This window comes from Geodermatophilus amargosae (assembly GCF_900116515.1).
Classification (GTDB): Bacteria; Actinomycetota; Actinomycetes; order Mycobacteriales; family Geodermatophilaceae; genus Geodermatophilus; species Geodermatophilus amargosae.
The window spans coordinates 69721-85341 of record NZ_FPBA01000012.1; the positions used below are offsets into that span (position 1 = coordinate 69721).

14 protein-coding genes are annotated in these 15621 nt (G+C 73.2%); all 14 read right to left on the reverse strand.

Annotated elements, in window-relative coordinates; all coding sequences use genetic code 11:
- Positions 1–262: 262 nt before the first annotated feature.
- Positions 263–1123, reverse strand: coding sequence for a hypothetical protein (locus tag BM414_RS28475; protein ID WP_139245903.1), 861 nt, complete (start codon positions 1121–1123; stop codon positions 263–265).
- Between the two features lie 831 nt (positions 1124–1954).
- Positions 1955–2188: a hypothetical protein gene (locus BM414_RS16200; protein WP_139245904.1), complete on the reverse strand. Its 234-nt coding sequence runs from the start codon at positions 2186–2188 to the stop codon at positions 1955–1957.
- A gap of 676 nt (positions 2189–2864) precedes the next feature.
- Positions 2865–4199, reverse strand: a complete 1335-nt coding sequence (locus BM414_RS16205) for a hypothetical protein (RefSeq protein ID WP_093580871.1) — start codon at positions 4197–4199, stop codon at positions 2865–2867.
- A 3-nt stretch (positions 4200–4202) separates the two neighbouring features.
- A complete protein-coding gene (locus BM414_RS16210) occupies positions 4203–4499 on the reverse strand; it encodes a hypothetical protein (protein WP_093580873.1) in 297 nt (98 codons plus the stop codon).
- Positions 4496–5101, reverse strand: a complete 606-nt coding sequence (locus tag BM414_RS16215) for a hypothetical protein (protein ID WP_175551634.1) — start codon at positions 5099–5101, stop codon at positions 4496–4498. The genes BM414_RS16210 and BM414_RS16215 overlap by 4 nt, the downstream gene beginning before the upstream one ends.
- Complete coding sequence (locus tag BM414_RS16220) at positions 5098–5673, reverse strand: hypothetical protein (RefSeq protein ID WP_175551635.1); 576 nt, start codon at positions 5671–5673, stop codon at positions 5098–5100. Before BM414_RS16220 ends, BM414_RS16215 begins: the two co-directional genes overlap by 4 nt.
- Positions 5670–7610, reverse strand: a complete 1941-nt coding sequence (locus BM414_RS16225; RefSeq protein WP_281246742.1) for a type IV secretory system conjugative DNA transfer family protein — start codon at positions 7608–7610, stop codon at positions 5670–5672. The genes BM414_RS16220 and BM414_RS16225 overlap by 4 nt, the downstream gene beginning before the upstream one ends.
- Positions 7611–7650: 40 nt before the next feature.
- Positions 7651–8820 carry a M23 family metallopeptidase gene (locus BM414_RS16230; protein ID WP_093580875.1) on the reverse strand — a complete coding sequence of 390 codons (1170 nt, stop codon included), beginning with the start codon at positions 8818–8820 and terminating at the stop codon, positions 7651–7653.
- Complete coding sequence (locus tag BM414_RS16235; protein ID WP_093580876.1) at positions 8817–10322, reverse strand: ATP-binding protein; 1506 nt, start codon at positions 10320–10322, stop codon at positions 8817–8819. The genes BM414_RS16230 and BM414_RS16235 overlap by 4 nt, the downstream gene beginning before the upstream one ends.
- Positions 10319–11833 carry an SCO6880 family protein gene (locus tag BM414_RS16240; protein ID WP_217644757.1) on the reverse strand — a complete coding sequence of 505 codons (1515 nt, stop codon included), beginning with the start codon at positions 11831–11833 and terminating at the stop codon, positions 10319–10321. The genes BM414_RS16235 and BM414_RS16240 overlap by 4 nt, the downstream gene beginning before the upstream one ends.
- Positions 11830–13413 carry a hypothetical protein gene (locus BM414_RS16245; protein WP_093580878.1) on the reverse strand — a complete coding sequence of 528 codons (1584 nt, stop codon included), beginning with the start codon at positions 13411–13413 and terminating at the stop codon, positions 11830–11832. Before BM414_RS16245 ends, BM414_RS16240 begins: the two co-directional genes overlap by 4 nt.
- Positions 13406–14215, reverse strand: a complete 810-nt coding sequence (locus BM414_RS16250) for a hypothetical protein (protein WP_093581034.1) — start codon at positions 14213–14215, stop codon at positions 13406–13408. Before BM414_RS16250 ends, BM414_RS16245 begins: the two co-directional genes overlap by 8 nt.
- Complete coding sequence (locus BM414_RS16255; RefSeq protein ID WP_245784772.1) at positions 14215–14625, reverse strand: hypothetical protein; 411 nt, start codon at positions 14623–14625, stop codon at positions 14215–14217. Before BM414_RS16255 ends, BM414_RS16250 begins: the two co-directional genes overlap by 1 nt.
- Positions 14622–15527: a hypothetical protein gene (locus BM414_RS16260; RefSeq protein WP_245784773.1), complete on the reverse strand. Its 906-nt coding sequence runs from the start codon at positions 15525–15527 to the stop codon at positions 14622–14624. The genes BM414_RS16255 and BM414_RS16260 overlap by 4 nt, the downstream gene beginning before the upstream one ends.
- Positions 15528–15621: the final 94 nt, after the last annotated feature.

Consider the following 15621-nt stretch of genomic DNA (forward strand, 5'->3'; position numbering starts at 1 on the left):
AGCGCGGACGGGGAGCCGATCGGAGGGCTTCTACTGTTCGTCGACGAGGGCCGGCTGTCGGGTCTGGAGGTGTACTCCCTCGACGATGCCCCACTCCCGATGCCGTGCCTGGAGCGTGTGCGGTGGCATCCGGTCGCATAGTCGGCGAAAGCGATCCACTGCCTGCATGGGCTCGGTGTCCCTGAGCGGCCCACTTAGGGACAGCATCCTCGCGACAATACTGCTGGTGAGCTGAAGGAGCGGGGCAATGCCTACCTCAAGCTCAAGCCACAGGAGTCGGCTCCGTCGGGTAAGTGTCACTCACCTTCCGGCCGTACTTTCGCAAGCCTTCCACGGCCACCCAGACACCGTCAGGGTCATTGATCATGAGGAAGTCGAGGAAGTCGAGGACATTTTTCGGCTCCTCAGCGGCAAGTCCGGGATAGAATTCGTCCATAATTTGGGTCTGCAGTTCCCAGTCGCCCAGATTGGTCGCCGCCACGGCGAGCGCGGCTGACCAGGTGCCTGCCGAGGCATCCTCGGGAAGTCTCATGCGCTTCACTGCAGCTAGGAATCCGTCGAGGAGTGGTGAGCGCGCGTAGCCCAACTGCAAACACATGGCCAGCAGTCGCCTTGACTGCTGACGCAGCTGGTGCGATTGGAAGATTAACCCTACTGACACGGCGGCCGCCACGGGGAGCAGAAACGGAGAAATTGGGGCGGCCAGCAACCCAAGAAGGACACCCAATGGGAGTGCTAATCCTCCACGGAACTCAGATTCAGACTTGACCCGGTCGTACTCTTCGGCCTGCAGGGGCACTTTTTCGCAGAGCTGGACTGCGGCTGCCTCGAGGCTATTGATCACATACCGAAAAGGAACGACCTGGCAAGCGAGGGCCGGTGCGCCTGCTTGCGCGAAGCTAGCGGTCATCGCACCCTCGAGCGGCACTGTCACAGAACGCGGATCTTCTGCGAAGTGGTCATGCAGGAGGTGCCCTAGACGCCAAATCCTGAATCGGATGACACCACGACTGGACATCTGGATAATCCTATGTACAACAGAGAAGATTCCGGCGATCAAGAGACGCCCAAATCCTAGTTGTAGCGGTGTGGCGATGCAGCCGATCACGTAGATCGCGAGCACGAGGGCGGCTATGCCAACAGGGCGTGGAAATGCGTCTACGACTGCCACAGCCTGAGCCAGGCCGGCGCCAGCTCGGAGATCATCCCACTGCGGCAGGGCGATGATAGTGACGACTGCTATCCACAACGCGCCGACAGTAGCCGGAGTTCGTAGTTGTCGCACACCGGGAAGGACTGTGGCTAGGAAGTTCACGGCAGACGCCTCCAAAGTCTTTGGACTCTCGAATGCTGCCTCGCTCAACCGATGCGGGGTGTCGGACGCGCACGCATCGAGTCACAACAGAGTCATGCCGCATCTCTAGCAACATTGGCCCCAGACTCCCTTATGACATGCCCTCCGTGAGTGATCCTCCAGGCGCTATCTTCCCGCGCCCGGCAGAAGGGTCGTTGAGGGCTTAGCGTTCTCGACTCCCTTGGCGGAGACACGCTGCGGGTTCCGGCGTTGGTGCCTCATCGTCGGCCTGTTGAGCATGTCTTGCGATTCGCGAGCGCCCCTGAGCTGCACCGCTCGGAGACTCGAAATCGGGCTCCTGGCCTAAGCCTGAGCGGCCCTGTGCCAGCAAACTTCGCTCGGTCGAATCCGATAGGGAGCCGACAGGTTAGGCGGTCATGCACAGGCTCGAAGGCCCGTCAACTGTCCCTGAGCGGCCCACTTAGGTACATTAGATAGGGGGTCGATGTGCGTAGTGCTGTAGCTCGATCACCGCTCCGCGGAAGGCAGGACAAAATGAGCAACAAGTTCGTAGAGCTCGTCGTCCGGACGGTCCGCTAGGGCACTGGAAGACGTAGCCATTAAAGCGGCCCTTTGAGTGCACGTGTCGTCTCTTGACGACTACTTCTCAGCTTCGAGGACAGCCTTCAAGGAGGAAGTACCCCCGATCTGTTTCTCGAGGAATACGAGGAGCGCATCCATGCTGCGACCGGCTCCCGTCACCCGACTCGGGTGTAGTCCCTGCGCGGTGTCCAGGTAGTAGCGCACGAGTCGATCGAACCAAAACCCTTCTGCACCTTGAAGTAATGCGCAGAATTCGATGTAGGTCATGATCTGTCCGTCTCGTTCGATCATCCTCCCAAGACTGTCCTGAGTTGCGTAAAATACGCCTAGGTCTCTCGAGTATCCGAGGCTGATACGACGCAAGTGCGTGAGTAGGGCTGTGTCCTCGTCCTCCCCCAACCTCACGTACGGCAAGTCCCGCCTGATCCGAGCCGAGGCAGAAAAGAGGCATGTCGCCAGGTAGCAGGACGTGGCCAGATATGCCCCTTCACGATTGAACCATTCGGGCTGTTTCGATCGGAGCTCTAGTGGGTCACGTACATAAAGGAGGGGTTCGCAGCTGGACTTGCTTGCAACCGTGTCTCTGATCTCCTGCAACCTGAAAGCGTTTTCTACTAGATGTAGTCGCAGCGGGTTCAGATAACGCAGTCTCATGTCGTGCGCCTCCTCCATGGAGCGACGAACCTCCTCTCGTCGAGCCGCTAGGAGATGGGTCAGCAGCGCTACGGCGAGGGCGGTTACCGCTGCGATCACCGCTGATGACAACTGAACCACTTTCGCTCCTCAGATCGATGGGGGAGTCATGCCTCCAGCAGGCTGGCTCTCCAGCAAGATCGGCCTCTGACCACGGCGCAGTGAGGCTGGCCGGGTGCAGCCTTCAGAGCATGGCCTGACGCATCCTCGGAGATGAGCTTCTCGGGTGTCCCTTAGGCCGCCTTTTAGGGACGTCATGGGCCTGCGCTCACCGTCAACGGAGAGGGATCCCCTTTGGGGACGGCGGAACCTTCCCCGGCGCTGGATGGGCATACCTGACTGTCGGCAGGCCGTGTGTCCGGATCGAGGTCCGGCCATGTGGCCGTTCGGCCGCCACGGACATCCGAGCCTGTGAAAGGTGCCGGTCGGCTGAGCGGTGCGTGCTCGGGTGCGGCGCATGAGCACCGTCGCGTGCGCCGGCCCGCTCGCGTATCAGGTCCGCTGCTCGATGCACGGTCGCCCGAAGGTGGTCCAAGTCCGCCCCGCGGACCTCCACGTGCCGTCCGGCAATCACCGCCCTCACCCGGTCCGGGGGCATGTCCTCCATCGGCGGCAGGTCTCGCGCGTTCGCGTACAGGCGGCCTGTGCGGGACCAACGGTCGACAGCTGCGGCCAGTTGCTCGGCGAGGGCCGGCAACTGGCCGACGACCTGCGCGACAGCCGCGACCACATCGGCCGACGCGTTCCGGTCGGGTGGTCCAGATGGTTCGGCCTGGACGTCGACCCCGTCGCGCAACGCGCTGACGAGCGCTTGCGCGCACCGCACGACGCCCCGGCGGTCATCCGGGTCCGCCGGTCGCCCGTCCTTGAAGACCATGCTCGCCCGGCCGGCCAGTTGCCACGCGAGCCCGGTGATCACCAGCGCTCCGGCGTCCTGCCCGGCCATGCCGGCGAAGGCGGCGGCGTATCGGTGGGTGATCTCCACAGCGGCGACGGCGGCACGGAACTCGCGCAGTGTCAGGCCGTCCTGCTGCCCAGCCCGGTCGAGGGCGGCACCGAGCGCAGCGGAAGCATCCAGTGCGGTCACTCCCGGCTCACCATGTGACGGGCCGGGGAGGGGAACGAGACGATCCAGCACCACGTAGCCGGCTGCGGTCGGCGGATGGGCCTGTGCGTCACGCTCCACGGCGGAGGCCAGCTCGCGGACGGTGGTCAACTCCGGGGCTGCGTCCGGCGGCAGCAACCGTCGGCCGAGCCGGGCGCAGTGGTCGGCCACCTCGGCCAGCTCGACGGTGACCGCCCACCGGTGCGCGCGGCCCATGACGGCCCGGTCGCGGCCGACCAGGTCGGCGGCGGCTCCGGCGAGGTCGGTGAGCGGCCCGCCGGTATGCGGCCACAGCCGGCCCACGGTGGCGCACGCCTCGGCTAGATCGGTGGCGGTCCGCTGCTGGGGGGCCGCGGTCGCGGTGAGCCCGTCCTCGGTCAGCCCGGTCAGCGCCCGGCCGACATGGGCCAGTGCCCCGGTGACGTCCTCGACCGTCGCCCTTGGCGCGGTTGCGCCGGTGCGCGCGGTGAGGTCGTCGAGCAGCTGCCGCGCTGAGGTGGCCATCGGTCAGCCCAACCGCCGGAGGGCGTGACGGGCGGCGCGCGCGGCGTCGAGGACCGGTGGGCGGGCGAAGACGTCCTCGTCGAGGTCGGCGAGGGCGGCCATGGCCACGCGCAGGGTGATGCGGACGTCGCCGTCGATGAGCTCCGTGGGGACGGGGCGGGCACCGGCGAGCTCGAGCAGCTCGGCGGCGTACAGGCAGTGCAGGGCGATCTCGGCGGGGACTTGGTCCCGGTCGGCGCCGACGGCGTCGAGCAGTGCGGCGGCGTAGTGGAGCGGAGTGGTGGTCGTGTCGGCGGTCATCGGGTGGCTCCTTCGTCGTGGCGCGGGGCAGGGGTCGACGGTTCGCCGCCGGCCCGGCGTGCGGTGGGATCGGCGGGGACCTGTGGAGCGGCGGGCCCGCTGTGGGCGCCCGGGTGCGCGGAACCACGGACGGTGGCCTGACCCTCGGCGTCGAGGCGTCGGGGAACGGCGGCCGGGCAGTCGTCGAGCAGCCGCCAGTGCAGCTCCCGCGCCGGGTGCCGCTCGGGCAGCGGCGGATCCGACGCCAGGACCAGGAGCCGGCGGGCGACGTCGTGGCCGGCGGCCGCGGCACCGTCGAGCGCGGCGGCCAGCGGCGGCCAGTCCGGGCCGCGCACCAGGCGGGGGTCGATCCGCTCGGCGAGGACCTCCCAGTCCCGGCCGCTCGGCGTGCGGTGACCGCCGTCAAGTTCGCTCTCCAGGCCACCGGCGATCTGCAGGATGCGGGCGGCGACCGCGCGCGGGTCCTCCTCGGAGGAGGCGTCGCACCAGGCGTCCAGCAGGCGCGGAGTGTGCCGGGTCATCCAGGTGCGGCTGACCCGGACGCCGCCGGTGAGCGTGACCCAGTCGCCGCGACGGGGCCGGAGCCGGTCCTCGCCGGTCACGGGGTCACCGCCTGCGGGTGCCGCGCCGACAGGCCGGCCGCAGGGGTGCGCCGCCCGTGGCCGGTGTCGGCGTCGAACCGGTCCCGGCGCGCCTCGGCCGCCTCGGAGCTGTCGTACGCGGCGGCCCAGGAGCGGGCCGGCCAGTCGAGGTGCCGGCCGGGTGGGCAGCCGATGCCGAGCCGGTCGGCCATCCGGGTGGTGAAGCCGGGTAGTGCGTAGCGGTGCCACTCCTCCATCGCGTGCGGGGAGGAGGCGTCGCCGGCGGCGGCGCGCAGGCAGGCCAGCACGGCCAGCTCGGCGACCAGCGAGGGATGAGCGGGCCAGCAGGCGGGGATCGTGTGCGCGGTCTGCCAACCAAAGGTGGCGTTGAGCCAGCCGGCCACGTCCTCGAGCCATGGCCACAGCTGGGCGCGGACGTGCGGTGTGCAGGCGGCCGGGTCCCAGGGGCGGTCCAGCAGCGGCAGGCCGGCCGGCTCGAGGCCGGCGTCCTCGGTCTGGCGGAGGTGCTCCAGGGCGGTGCGGACCGCGCGCGGCGGCGCCGGGAACGGGGGAACGAGCCCGGTCGCGGTCACCGCTCCTCCCCCGGCATGCAGCCGACCGGCGGGACGAGCGCGTGGGGACGGTCGATGCGCGCTCGCTGAGGGGGCGCGGTTGCGCGTGCGGCGGCGACCCGGGAGCGGGCGGCGGCCTGGCCCGCCAGCAGCGCCGCCCCGCCGCGGCCGGTGAGGCAGCGGTCGAGTCGGGCGATCAGCGGCGGGGCGTGCTCGGCGACGACGAGCGCCCGTCCGGGCGGAAGGCGGCGGATCTCCTCGGGCCGCAGTACCGGCACGTCCTCGCCGTGGGTGGAGCGGCTCCATCCGGCGCGGCCGGAGCTGTAGCTGGTGCGCCGCACCCGGGTGGTGCCGGTGAGCTCGGAGAGCTCACGGTTGAAGCCGCCGTCCTTGCCGCCGCCGAAGGCGACGACGACGTTGGTGAGCCCGAACAGGGCGCGGGCCTCGTCCTCGCCGTAGACGATCACCAGCTGCCGCCAGGTCTGGGCGGCGTAGAGGAAGCTGACGCCCAGCGCCCGGTCGTTGGCCATCCGGGTGCGCAGGGTCGGCAGCGGCGCGGTGGAGGGCAGCTCGTCCAGGCAGGCCAGCAGCGGCGGGCACAGCCGCCCGGTGGGCGCGGCGTCGGCGAGCTGTAGGGCGGTGTCGAGGACGTGCTCGGCCAGTGCGGTCATCAGCGGTGAGGCCGACGCGTAGGGATCGTCGCGGCCGAGCAGGTAGACGGTGCCGCCGGCCGCGAGCAGCGCCGCGAGATCGGTGGCCGGCCGCCCAGGACCGGGGGTGCAGCGGCGGCGGATGTCGGCCTGGAAGAACAGCGCCAGCGCCTGCTGGACGGTGGTGGCGGTGTTGCCGGCGGTGCGGTCGTCGCCGTGCAACGCGCCGTGCAGCAGTCCGTCCCACAGCGGGGCGGCGTCCGGGTGGCTGCGCAGGATGTCGGTCGGCTGGGTGCTGGCCCGCGGATGGGCGGCCCACGCGAGGACGTCCTCGATGGTGGCGCCGGTGAGCGCGGCGGCGTGGAAGAAGGCCTGCAGCACCTTGGCCGCCTCAAAGGCGTAGAAGCGGGCTGCGCTGTCGGTGCTGCCGCCGCCGACGGCGCCGGTGACGGTGCCGCCGGCGAACGCCTTGGCGCGGCGCTCGGCGACCATCGGGTCGGCGCAGTCGGCGACCGGGTCCCACACCAGCTCCGGCAGCCCGGGCACGGCAGCGAAGGGGTCGAGCACGGCGACCGGCCGGCCGCCGGCGGCGCGGGCGTCGACGGTGAGCAGCAGGTCCTCGGCCTTGGTGAGCGTGACCAGGGCGGCACCGGGCGCGCTGAGCAGGGCGGGGGCGAGCAGGTCGAGGGTCTTGCCGGAGCCCTGCGGGCCGTAGACGCCGGTGGTCCGGTCGAAGGGCACCCACAGCTCTTCCGCGGCGGGGACGGCGCCGCGGCCCAGCCGCCACCCGACCGCGGACGGGTCGGGCACTAGCCGTCGTCCGGTCGGGCGGCGGCCGGGCGGGGGCAGGTCGGGCCGGATCACCGCGGCGACCCGGTGCAGCCGGGACCGGCCGAGCACCTGCGCGATCTCGCTGCGGGTGGCCAGGCCCGTGGGGACCCCCAGGACGCGCTGCCCCACCCGGACCGCTGCAGCGGTGGCGGCCAGGAACACCGCGGCCGCGCCGGCGACGGCCGTGTAGACGGCGCCGGGAGTCGGCGCCGCGGCGGCCTGCGCGGCGGTCAGGCCGGCGGTGGCGTCGCCGGTGAGCAGGCCGCCGACCGAGGCGGCCAGCATCCTCATCCCGGCCGGCCACATCCAGCCGCCACCGACCATCGCGGCGGCGGTCCCGCGCGCGGCGGGCAGGAGCAGCGCGGCGGTGGTCAGCCAGGTGAGCGCGGCGGCGACGGGGAACTCCCAGCCGGCCGGGCCGACGTCGCCGTGTGACCGCAGCGCGGCCGCGGCAGGTCGGGATCCGGGAGCGCGCACGGGGTCCTCCTCAAGGTGGTGAGCGGTGGGTAGGTGTCGGTCAGCCGGCGGGAGTGGTCGCGGAGAGGTCGACGCTGCGCTCGGCCAGCCAGGGCACCGGGTCGATCGGGCCGCCGTCGACGCGGACCTCGAGGTGCAGGTGGACGCCGGTGCTGTTGCCGGTGGAGCCCTGGTAGCCGAGCAGCGTCCCGGCGCGGACCGGCTGCCCGGCGCGGACGGTGTAGGCCGACAGGTGCGCGTAGCGGGTGGTCACGCCGGCGCCGTGGTCGACCTCGACGAGGTTGCCGTAGCCGGGCAGGCCGAGATTGCCGTCGCGGTCGCAGTAGGCGCTGGTGCACTCGGCACGGGTCACGGTGCCGTCGGCGGCGGCGTAGACCGGCGTGCCGCGCAGCCCGGCGAGGTCGACGCCGGCGTGCAGGGTTCCCCAGCGGGTGCCGTAGCCGGAGGTAAGCGTGCCGGCGGTGGGCCGGATCCACGTCCCGGCGGCGGCCACGGCCAGGCTCGGGCAGATCCCGGTTGCCGCACCGGCGGGGTCGGCGGCCCGCGACTGCGCGGCCGGCCACAGGACGGCGGTCATCTCGTGGGCGAGCGGCTCCCAGCGGGCGTAGGCGCCGCCGGCGGCCGAGACCTGCACGGCCTGCGCGGCGCGGGTCAGCGGAATCGCCTGCCAGTCGGGCACCGCAACCAGCCGGGTGTAGAAGGCTTCGGCGGCGTAGACGGGGTCCATCAGCTGGAGGACGGTTCCCCAGCCGGCGAGCCAGCGCTGCTGGAAGAGATTGACGCTGTCGTGGTCCGAGCCCAGCCCGTCGTGGGCGAAGGTCAGGCTGGTGGCGGTAACTGCCGCCTGTGCGGGCGTGAGCTCGGGGCTGCTGCCGTCGTTGGCCAGCATCCGCAGCCGAGACTCCTGCCAGGCGGTTGCCAGCGCCACGGTCGCGGCGTACGGAGGCAGCCCCAGGTTGGCGGCGACGTCGGCGATGGTCTGCGCGTGGCCCATCTGGACCGCGTCCAGCGCGATCCCGGCGACGGTGGTGCCGGTGCCGCCGACCGAGCACGCCGACGACGACGCCGCCGCCCCAGAGTCCGCCTCGGGCGCGACCAGGACCGCCAGCGGCACGAGCAGCAGGGTGAGTGCGGCGAGCACCGGCACGGCCGCCGGGGCCGCGGCCTTCCACAGCCAGGCCCGCGCCGCGCGCTGCGCCGTGCCGGTCATGCCGGGCCGCCGGTGAGGGCCTCGTTGGTGTAGGTCAGGCGCAGCTCGGGCTCGGTGAGGACGGTCTGCACCTGGAACGCCCGGTCCCCGACCAGCCACAGCGCCCGGCCCTTGCCGGCGACCGCCCAGCCGGTGACCACCCGCTGGGCGACCGGGGTCAGCCCGAGTGAGGCGCCGAGTTCATCGCCGACGGCCTGGTCCTGCCCGTGCAGCACCTTCACGTCGCACAGGTGCAGCAGGTCGCGGGCGATGGCGACCGCCTGCGAGGCGGCGTCGCCGGCGGTCAGCATGTCCGAGGGCTTGTGCGCCAGCAGGACCTGCACGTCGGCGTCGCGGCGGGACAGCCGCAGGTTGGCGTCCAGGCTCATCATCGCCTCGGCACCGAGGCGCATCTGCCGCCAGGTCTCGTCGCGGATGACGATGCGCAGGTCGCCGGGGTCGGCGATCTCCCGCATCGCCTGACCCCAGGAGTTCAGGCAGGTCAAGGCGATGCCGACGGCGGAGTCCCCGAGCGGCTCGAGGCGGGACAGCGACAGCGACTGGATCGGCGCGCGCCAGTCGACGTCGATCGTGGTGTGGTCGTCGAACAGCCCGGCCAGGGAGCCGGTGACCAGCGTCCCGAGCGCGTCGCGCAGCAGGCGGGTGGCGTCGAGGAAGTGCCGGCGGTCGGCGTAGCGGCAGCCGGCGACGAGCTCGTCGGGAGGCTCGTCCAGCGCGCGCCACAGCTGCGGGATGGTCGGCTCGGCCAGCCGGGTCGCGGCGGTGCGGTAGCCGGTGAGCAGCCGCAGCGCCTCCCCGACGGCGGTTTCCTCGACCGGGCCGAACGGCACGGACTGGGAGCCCACCAGGCCCCGGATGAGCACGAGCCAGCGGGCGAACACGATCGCCTCGCGGCGGCGGACCTCGGCAGCAGCCAGCCGGTCCCAGCCGGTTCGCAGCGGGCCGAAGGCCAGCGGATTGACCCGGGCGGGCAGGCCGGAGCCGAGGACGAACGGCTCCACGCCGAGGGCCCGGCACAGCGGCTCGTACTCGTCCTTGGTGTCGCCCAGGACCAGGGTGCGGTAGCCGTAGCCGAGCATCCGGAGCGCGAAGGCCTTGACGGTGGCGGACTTGCCGCGGCCGGGCTTGCCAAAGACGACGACGTTGGGATTGGTGACCGGGATGGCCTCGTCGGTGACCCAGCCGACCGGATCGCAGTGGAACGCGCCGCCCGAGAGCAGGTCGATGCCCATCTGTGCGCCGGTCGGCGGCAGCCCGGAGGTGGCGATCAGCGGCCACACCACCGGCGTCTGTTCCGAGGTCATCCGCCACACCGCCAGCGGCGCCGGTGTCGCGGCCCGGCCCCGGCCGCGCCCCCGCGGGCCCCGCCGCGGCACCAGCTCGGCGAACGGTCCGCGCTCCCGTGCCGCCAGTGGCGCGGCGGGGACGGCGGGCAGCCGGTGACCGAAGTCCTCGAGCAGCACCGCCACGTCCCGTCCCCGGCGGCGCTCTCGGCGGATCACCGTCGTCCCCGGCGGTCCGGCAGGCCGATGCCCAGCGGGATGGCTGCGGCGGCGAAGCCGGAGTCCTGCGCCAGGTCCAGCCGCAGCGGCACATAGCCGGCGGCACGGATGGAGGCGTCCAACCGCCGCCCGTGTTCGGCCACCGGCCAGGTCGCCGGCACGGTGACGCAGGCGGCGAGCGCGGGGCGCACCAGCGCGCGGCCGGCGGCGAGCTTCTCGTCGGCGCTACCGATCCGCTCGGTGTCCCGCCGCTGCCGGGCGCGCTGCCGGAAGCCCATCCGGGCGCGCAGCTCGTTGCCGGTGGTCGCGCTCATCGCCTCCCGCCCGACGAGCCGGGTGGCCCGCTGCAGCGGCAGCGGCGCGAGGAACACCGTCAGGCAGCGCCGCTCCCCCGCCATCGTCGGGACCAGCACCGGGGCCAGCGCGCCGAGCACCGCGCCGGAGTCGGGCAGCAGAACGGTGTCGGTGACCGACGCCCACGCGTCGTGCGCGTAGTGCCGCACCTCCGCCCGCGCGCCCGTCGGGCCAGCCGCGGCCATCGGCACCCCGGCGGCCACCGGCGGCCCGCCGGCGGCGGCCAGGTCGGCGGCGACCAGCGGGCCGCGCTCGCCCGGCGCGAAGCCGGTGCGCACCGCGGCCGCCAGCGCCGCGGAGTCCAGCCAGGTCACCGCCGTGCAGCCGACCGGCCCGCGCAGCGCGGCCTCCACCTCGGCCATCACGCCGTGTAGCACCCGGGCGCGGCCGTCCACCCCGCCGCCGGCCTCCCGGGCCGTCCGGCCGATCCGCGCCTCCCCGACGACGACGGTCACGAACGCCTCGGTCCGCACCGCGGCGGGGGTCAGGGCCGCGCCGAGCAGCGCGTTGACCCGCGTGGCCAGGGCCGGGGCGTCCGGGCGGGCGTGCATGCGTTCCCAGGCGGTGCGCTCGGCGCCGTCGTCGGGCACGGTGCGCACCTGCAGGGCGAGGGTGTCGACCAGCTCGGTGCGGGCGGCCAGCTCGACCAGCTCGGCTAGGCCGGCACCCATCCGGTTCCGCTGGGATGCCTCGGCCAGCCCGATGCCGGGATGGTCGATGCGGGCCACGGCCGCCCAGGTGCGCGCCGCCCGGTCCTGCACGATCACCGGCCGGTCGACACCATGCCCGTACGGCGGGCCGTCGTAGGTGCGGATGCCGGCGAGCACGCCGGGGAGGTCGGCCGCCGCCGGGTCGTCGGCGGTGCCTGCGGCGGCCCGGGAGCCGAACACCGTCCAGCCCAGGAGTGCTCCGATCGCGTGCAGGCACAGGTCGGCCAGCCAGCGGCCGGCCGCCCGGCCGCGGACGGGGATCAGCAGCACGGCGGCCAGCAGCGCCCACACCGGCAGCCATGCCAGCAGCAGCCCCCAGGCCTGCGCGTTGAGGGCCAGCAGCGCCGGTATCCCGGCTCCGGTGACCAGGGCCAGCTGGGCACCGGTCATGCCGAGGAACCAGCCGGATCCCTCGCGCGCGTAGTCGCCGTAGCGGATGGCGTTCACCGCGCACGGTCCTCGTCCGAGCCGTCCACCCGGTCGGACCCTGCAGGCGGCTCCGGCGTGAGGGCGTCGAGGCGCTGAGCGGGCCAGGCGGCCGGCGACGTCTCGGCCGGGTTCTCCGACTGCGCTGGCTGGGACGCAGCGCCGTCGACACCGCGGCCGTGCGCGCCGGAAGCCGTCGTCCCGGCCCGCGCGCCGGTACCGCGCGCCGGTGCCCGCCTGGCCGGTGGCTGCCCGTACCAGGGGGCGGAGTGCCCCACTCCGGCACCGGAAAGCACATCGGCCGCCGACGCCGCGACCCCCGCCGCAATCCGTCCCGCCTGGGACGTGCCGGCGGTCAGGGCGCGGAGCGCGCCGGCGAACCGGCTGCCGGTGACCGCGTCCGCGGTCGACTCCCCCTGCGCCCGGTCCCCGGCCACTCCCGCCGCCGCGCCCGACGCGGCCGCCCCGCCGGCGGAGCCGGCGGCCGCGGCCTCCGCCGCTCGACTGCCGCCGCCGACGTTCTGCAGTGCACCCAACAGCCCGCCGGAGGCGGCCAGCGAGGAGCGCAGCGCCGCACCGCTCGAGGTGCCCGGATCGACGAAGGCCAGCAGCCGAAACACCGCCAGCGGGCAGACCGCCCCGAGCAGGATCAGCAGGCAGCCGACCACCGCCGTACCGACCGCGGACTCGGTGCTCGTCGCTTCGGCGCCGGTGAGGATCCCCTCGGTGATCGTCATCCCGACGCCGAGGACCAGCACGGCGACCGGGGAGACCAGCAACGCCGCCAGGAACCAGCGCAGGCTCCGCCAGAACCAGGCGCTGGAGCTCTGCGCCAGCAGGCCGCCAGCCGAGATTGCCGACGTCGCCGCCAGGACGACCAGCGCTGCCTCGCGGACCAGCATCAGCAGCAGGTAGCCGACGCTGGCGGGGACGAGCAGGAAGATCGAGCTCATCCCGAGGACGGTGGCGACCGTGCCGTCGACCAGGTCGCGGCCCACGCTGATCGAGGGGTCGAAGGCGGCCAGGGCGTCGATGTCGAGCAGGCTCTGCAGCAGGCCGGTGGTGAGCCCCGAGACTCCGGTGACCAGCAGCGCGGCCACCCCGAGGTAGCCGGACCAGACCAGGCCGAACTGCAGCAGCCCGACCAGCAGCCGGCCGAGGGTCTGCCCGTCACGGCGCAGCGCGGCCGCGCCCAACTGCACCAGACCCACGATCGCGGCGACGGCAGCGCCGATCCCGAAGGTCACCGCATAGATCCCGGCCAGCGGCCCGTCCGCGGACAGGTCCGGCGTCGCCAGCGCGTCGACCACCGAGAAGGCCAAACCCAACAGCCACAGCCCGGCCTCCCACAGCGCCAGCATCGCGGCGGTCCACACGTCGGTGACCGCGGCACCGGCCAGCTCACCGACCGCGCAGAACGGATCGGTCGGCAGACACGGCAGGGAGCCGTCCTCGGCCGCCGGATCTGCCGGGAAGGCCCACACCGGACCGGCGGATGCCGGCGTGACCGACGTCACCCACGCCGCCGCCGCCAGGACGAGGACGACCAGCCCGCGCGGGCCCGCCGGGCCACCGCGCCGTCGGCGCGGCCGCTCAGCCATGGCGGAGCTCCCGGTAGCCGGCGGCGGTCGCCGCGTCAGTGCCCGGCCAGACCGAGGGAGCTGGCGCCGGCTCCGCCCCGGGGCCGATGACCCACCGCCCGCCGGTCCACGCCATCCGCTGGCAGTCGGCGACCGCGATGCGCGCGGTGCGCTCCACGGTGACCGTGAGCTCGGAGTTCACGCAGACGACCGCGAAGTCCGGTCCCACCGTGCCCTTGACCAGTCCCGTCACGGGGCGGACCACGACGGCCAGCTGCGGCGACCCGGCACCGGACAGCCCGGCCGCCGACAGCAGCCGGGCCATACCGTGCACACCGCTCCACGTCCGCGCCGTCGGGCCGCCCGGCGCCGCCCACCCGGTGATGACCCGGCGGACGCCATCTATCGACCCGCTCTCCATCGCCGTCACGTCGAGGGCCGCCAGTTGCGCCAGCGCGCCCTCCGGTGTCCGGGGGAAGCCGGTGGGGACGTCGGCCGGGCCGATTCCGGTGGCGCGCGGCAGCTCGAGGAGGGCGGGGGCCCGCGTCGACACGGGGCCCGGCAGCGCGTCGTCCGGATCGGCGGTCGGCATGGGCGCGGCAGCCAGCGCGTTCTGCCGTGACACCGTCGCCGACGGGGGCGCAACCTCGCGGCCAGCCGCCGACGCCGAGGCCTCGTCGCCGGTCAGTGCGGCGACGACCGCGAGGACGACCCCGGCCAGCACCGCCAGCGCGACCAGAGCGCTGAGCACGGCGACCGCCAGCAGCCGGGCCGGGCTCCACTTTGGGGAAGCGTCCGGCTGGTCTTCGTACCGGCGGCGCATCAGGTGCACCCGCTGCCGGTGATGGAGTCGAGGATCACCAGGATGACCGTGTAGGTGATGGCCACCATGACGACCACCGCGACGCCCATGGCCCCGTACCGGGAGGCGTGCGGATGGGAGAAGATCCGGCCGACCAGGATCGAGCCCAGCGACACCACCGCGCTGATCGCGATCAGCGCCAGGACGCCCCACTTCACCCACGCAGTCACGTCATCGGCGAAGGCCTGGGTGCCCGGGGGTGCCTGCGGGCAGACCCCGGGGGCCTCGTCCTCGACCGCTGCCGCCGCGGGCGTGGTGCTCGGCACGGCCAGCCAGGTCGTGGCGAGCACGAGGGCATAGCCGGTCCGGATCACCGCCCGGGCCGTCGTGTGCGAGCTGGTCAGCCGGTGTGGCCCATCCGCGCCGATCATGACGCCGCCGCTCGGCGTCGGTGCCGCGGCGGCCCGGTCGGCACCAGCAGGCCGGCCAACGACCGTCCGGCGGCGGCCACCGACCTCGGCAGCCGGTCCCCGGTCAGACCGGTGACCGCCAGCCGGGCATCCAGCGGTACCTGCACCACCCGACCGCGGGACCGCAGCCGCCCGAGGTGCGACCCGACGCTGGCCTCCACCGCCCGCGGCCATCGCGACGGCCCGACCGCAGCCACCCACGCGTCGCCGCCGACGGCTGCCAGCACGTGCTCGGTCTGCCGGATCGCCGGAACCGTGACCCGGGTGGCGACGACGAGCAGGTCAATGCTGCTCAGCGCGGTGCGCCCTTCGGGTCGGGCCGTGGTGAGCGCGCAGCCGGCGTCCACGACGAGCAGCTGCTCGCTGCCGTCGCCCTTCGGCGGCGGTCGCTCGTCCGCCGGGGGTTGCGCCAGCCGGAGGACGTCGAGACGACCGCGGCGGCCCCTGCGCCAGGCTCCGTCGATCCCCAGCTCGATGGTCGATGCCGACGTCAGTCCCGAGCGGGCCGGGTCGGCGTACTCGACCAACTGCACCCGGCAGCTGTCCGCCAGTGCCTCGGCGACCGCCAACGCCACGGTGGTCGCGCCCGCTCCGGCATGCCCCGCTGCCACCACCACGGCGGCGGCGATGCCATCGACGTCCGCCCAAGGCACACGCGGGGCATCCCGCCGACAGGCCTCGCAGATGACCGCGGCGTTCAGCGCCGCGTCACCAGCGATGACCTCCGCACCGTCGACACGGTCGAAGACCCCCGCGCGAATTGCGACGACGGCCGCTCGCATCGCCGCCACCGTCATCGGCCGCGCCTGGGGAGATCCCACGAGGCCGTTGGCCGACATCGACGCCGACCCTTCGAGGGTCATTGAAGCGAGCCTCGACCAGTACGCCCATCGGGCGAAACCGTGATCTGCATGTCCCCGACCGTGCCGGGGGTCCTCCGGTGATTCTTCAGTCGAC

What these genes read in the sequence shown, in the direction of transcription:
- BM414_RS16200 (WP_139245904.1), bottom strand. Translation starts at nt 2,188, where the DNA reads ATGATCGAACGAGACGGACAGATCATGACCTACATCGAATTCTGCGCA.
- BM414_RS16205 (WP_093580871.1), bottom strand. Translation starts at nt 4,199, where the DNA reads ATGGCCACCTCAGCGCGGCAGCTGCTCGACGACCTCACCGCGCGCACC.
- BM414_RS16210 (WP_093580873.1), bottom strand. Translation starts at nt 4,499, where the DNA reads ATGACCGCCGACACGACCACCACTCCGCTCCACTACGCCGCCGCACTG.
- BM414_RS16230 (WP_093580875.1), bottom strand. Translation starts at nt 8,820, where the DNA reads ATGACCGGCACGGCGCAGCGCGCGGCGCGGGCCTGGCTGTGGAAGGCC.
- BM414_RS16245 (WP_093580878.1), bottom strand. Translation starts at nt 13,413, where the DNA reads ATGGCTGAGCGGCCGCGCCGACGGCGCGGTGGCCCGGCGGGCCCGCGC.
- BM414_RS16250 (WP_093581034.1), bottom strand. Translation starts at nt 14,215, where the DNA reads ATGCGCCGCCGGTACGAAGACCAGCCGGACGCTTCCCCAAAGTGGAGC.
- BM414_RS16255 (WP_245784772.1), bottom strand. Translation starts at nt 14,625, where the DNA reads ATGATCGGCGCGGATGGGCCACACCGGCTGACCAGCTCGCACACGACG.
- BM414_RS16260 (WP_245784773.1), bottom strand. Translation starts at nt 15,527, where the DNA reads ATGACCCTCGAAGGGTCGGCGTCGATGTCGGCCAACGGCCTCGTGGGA.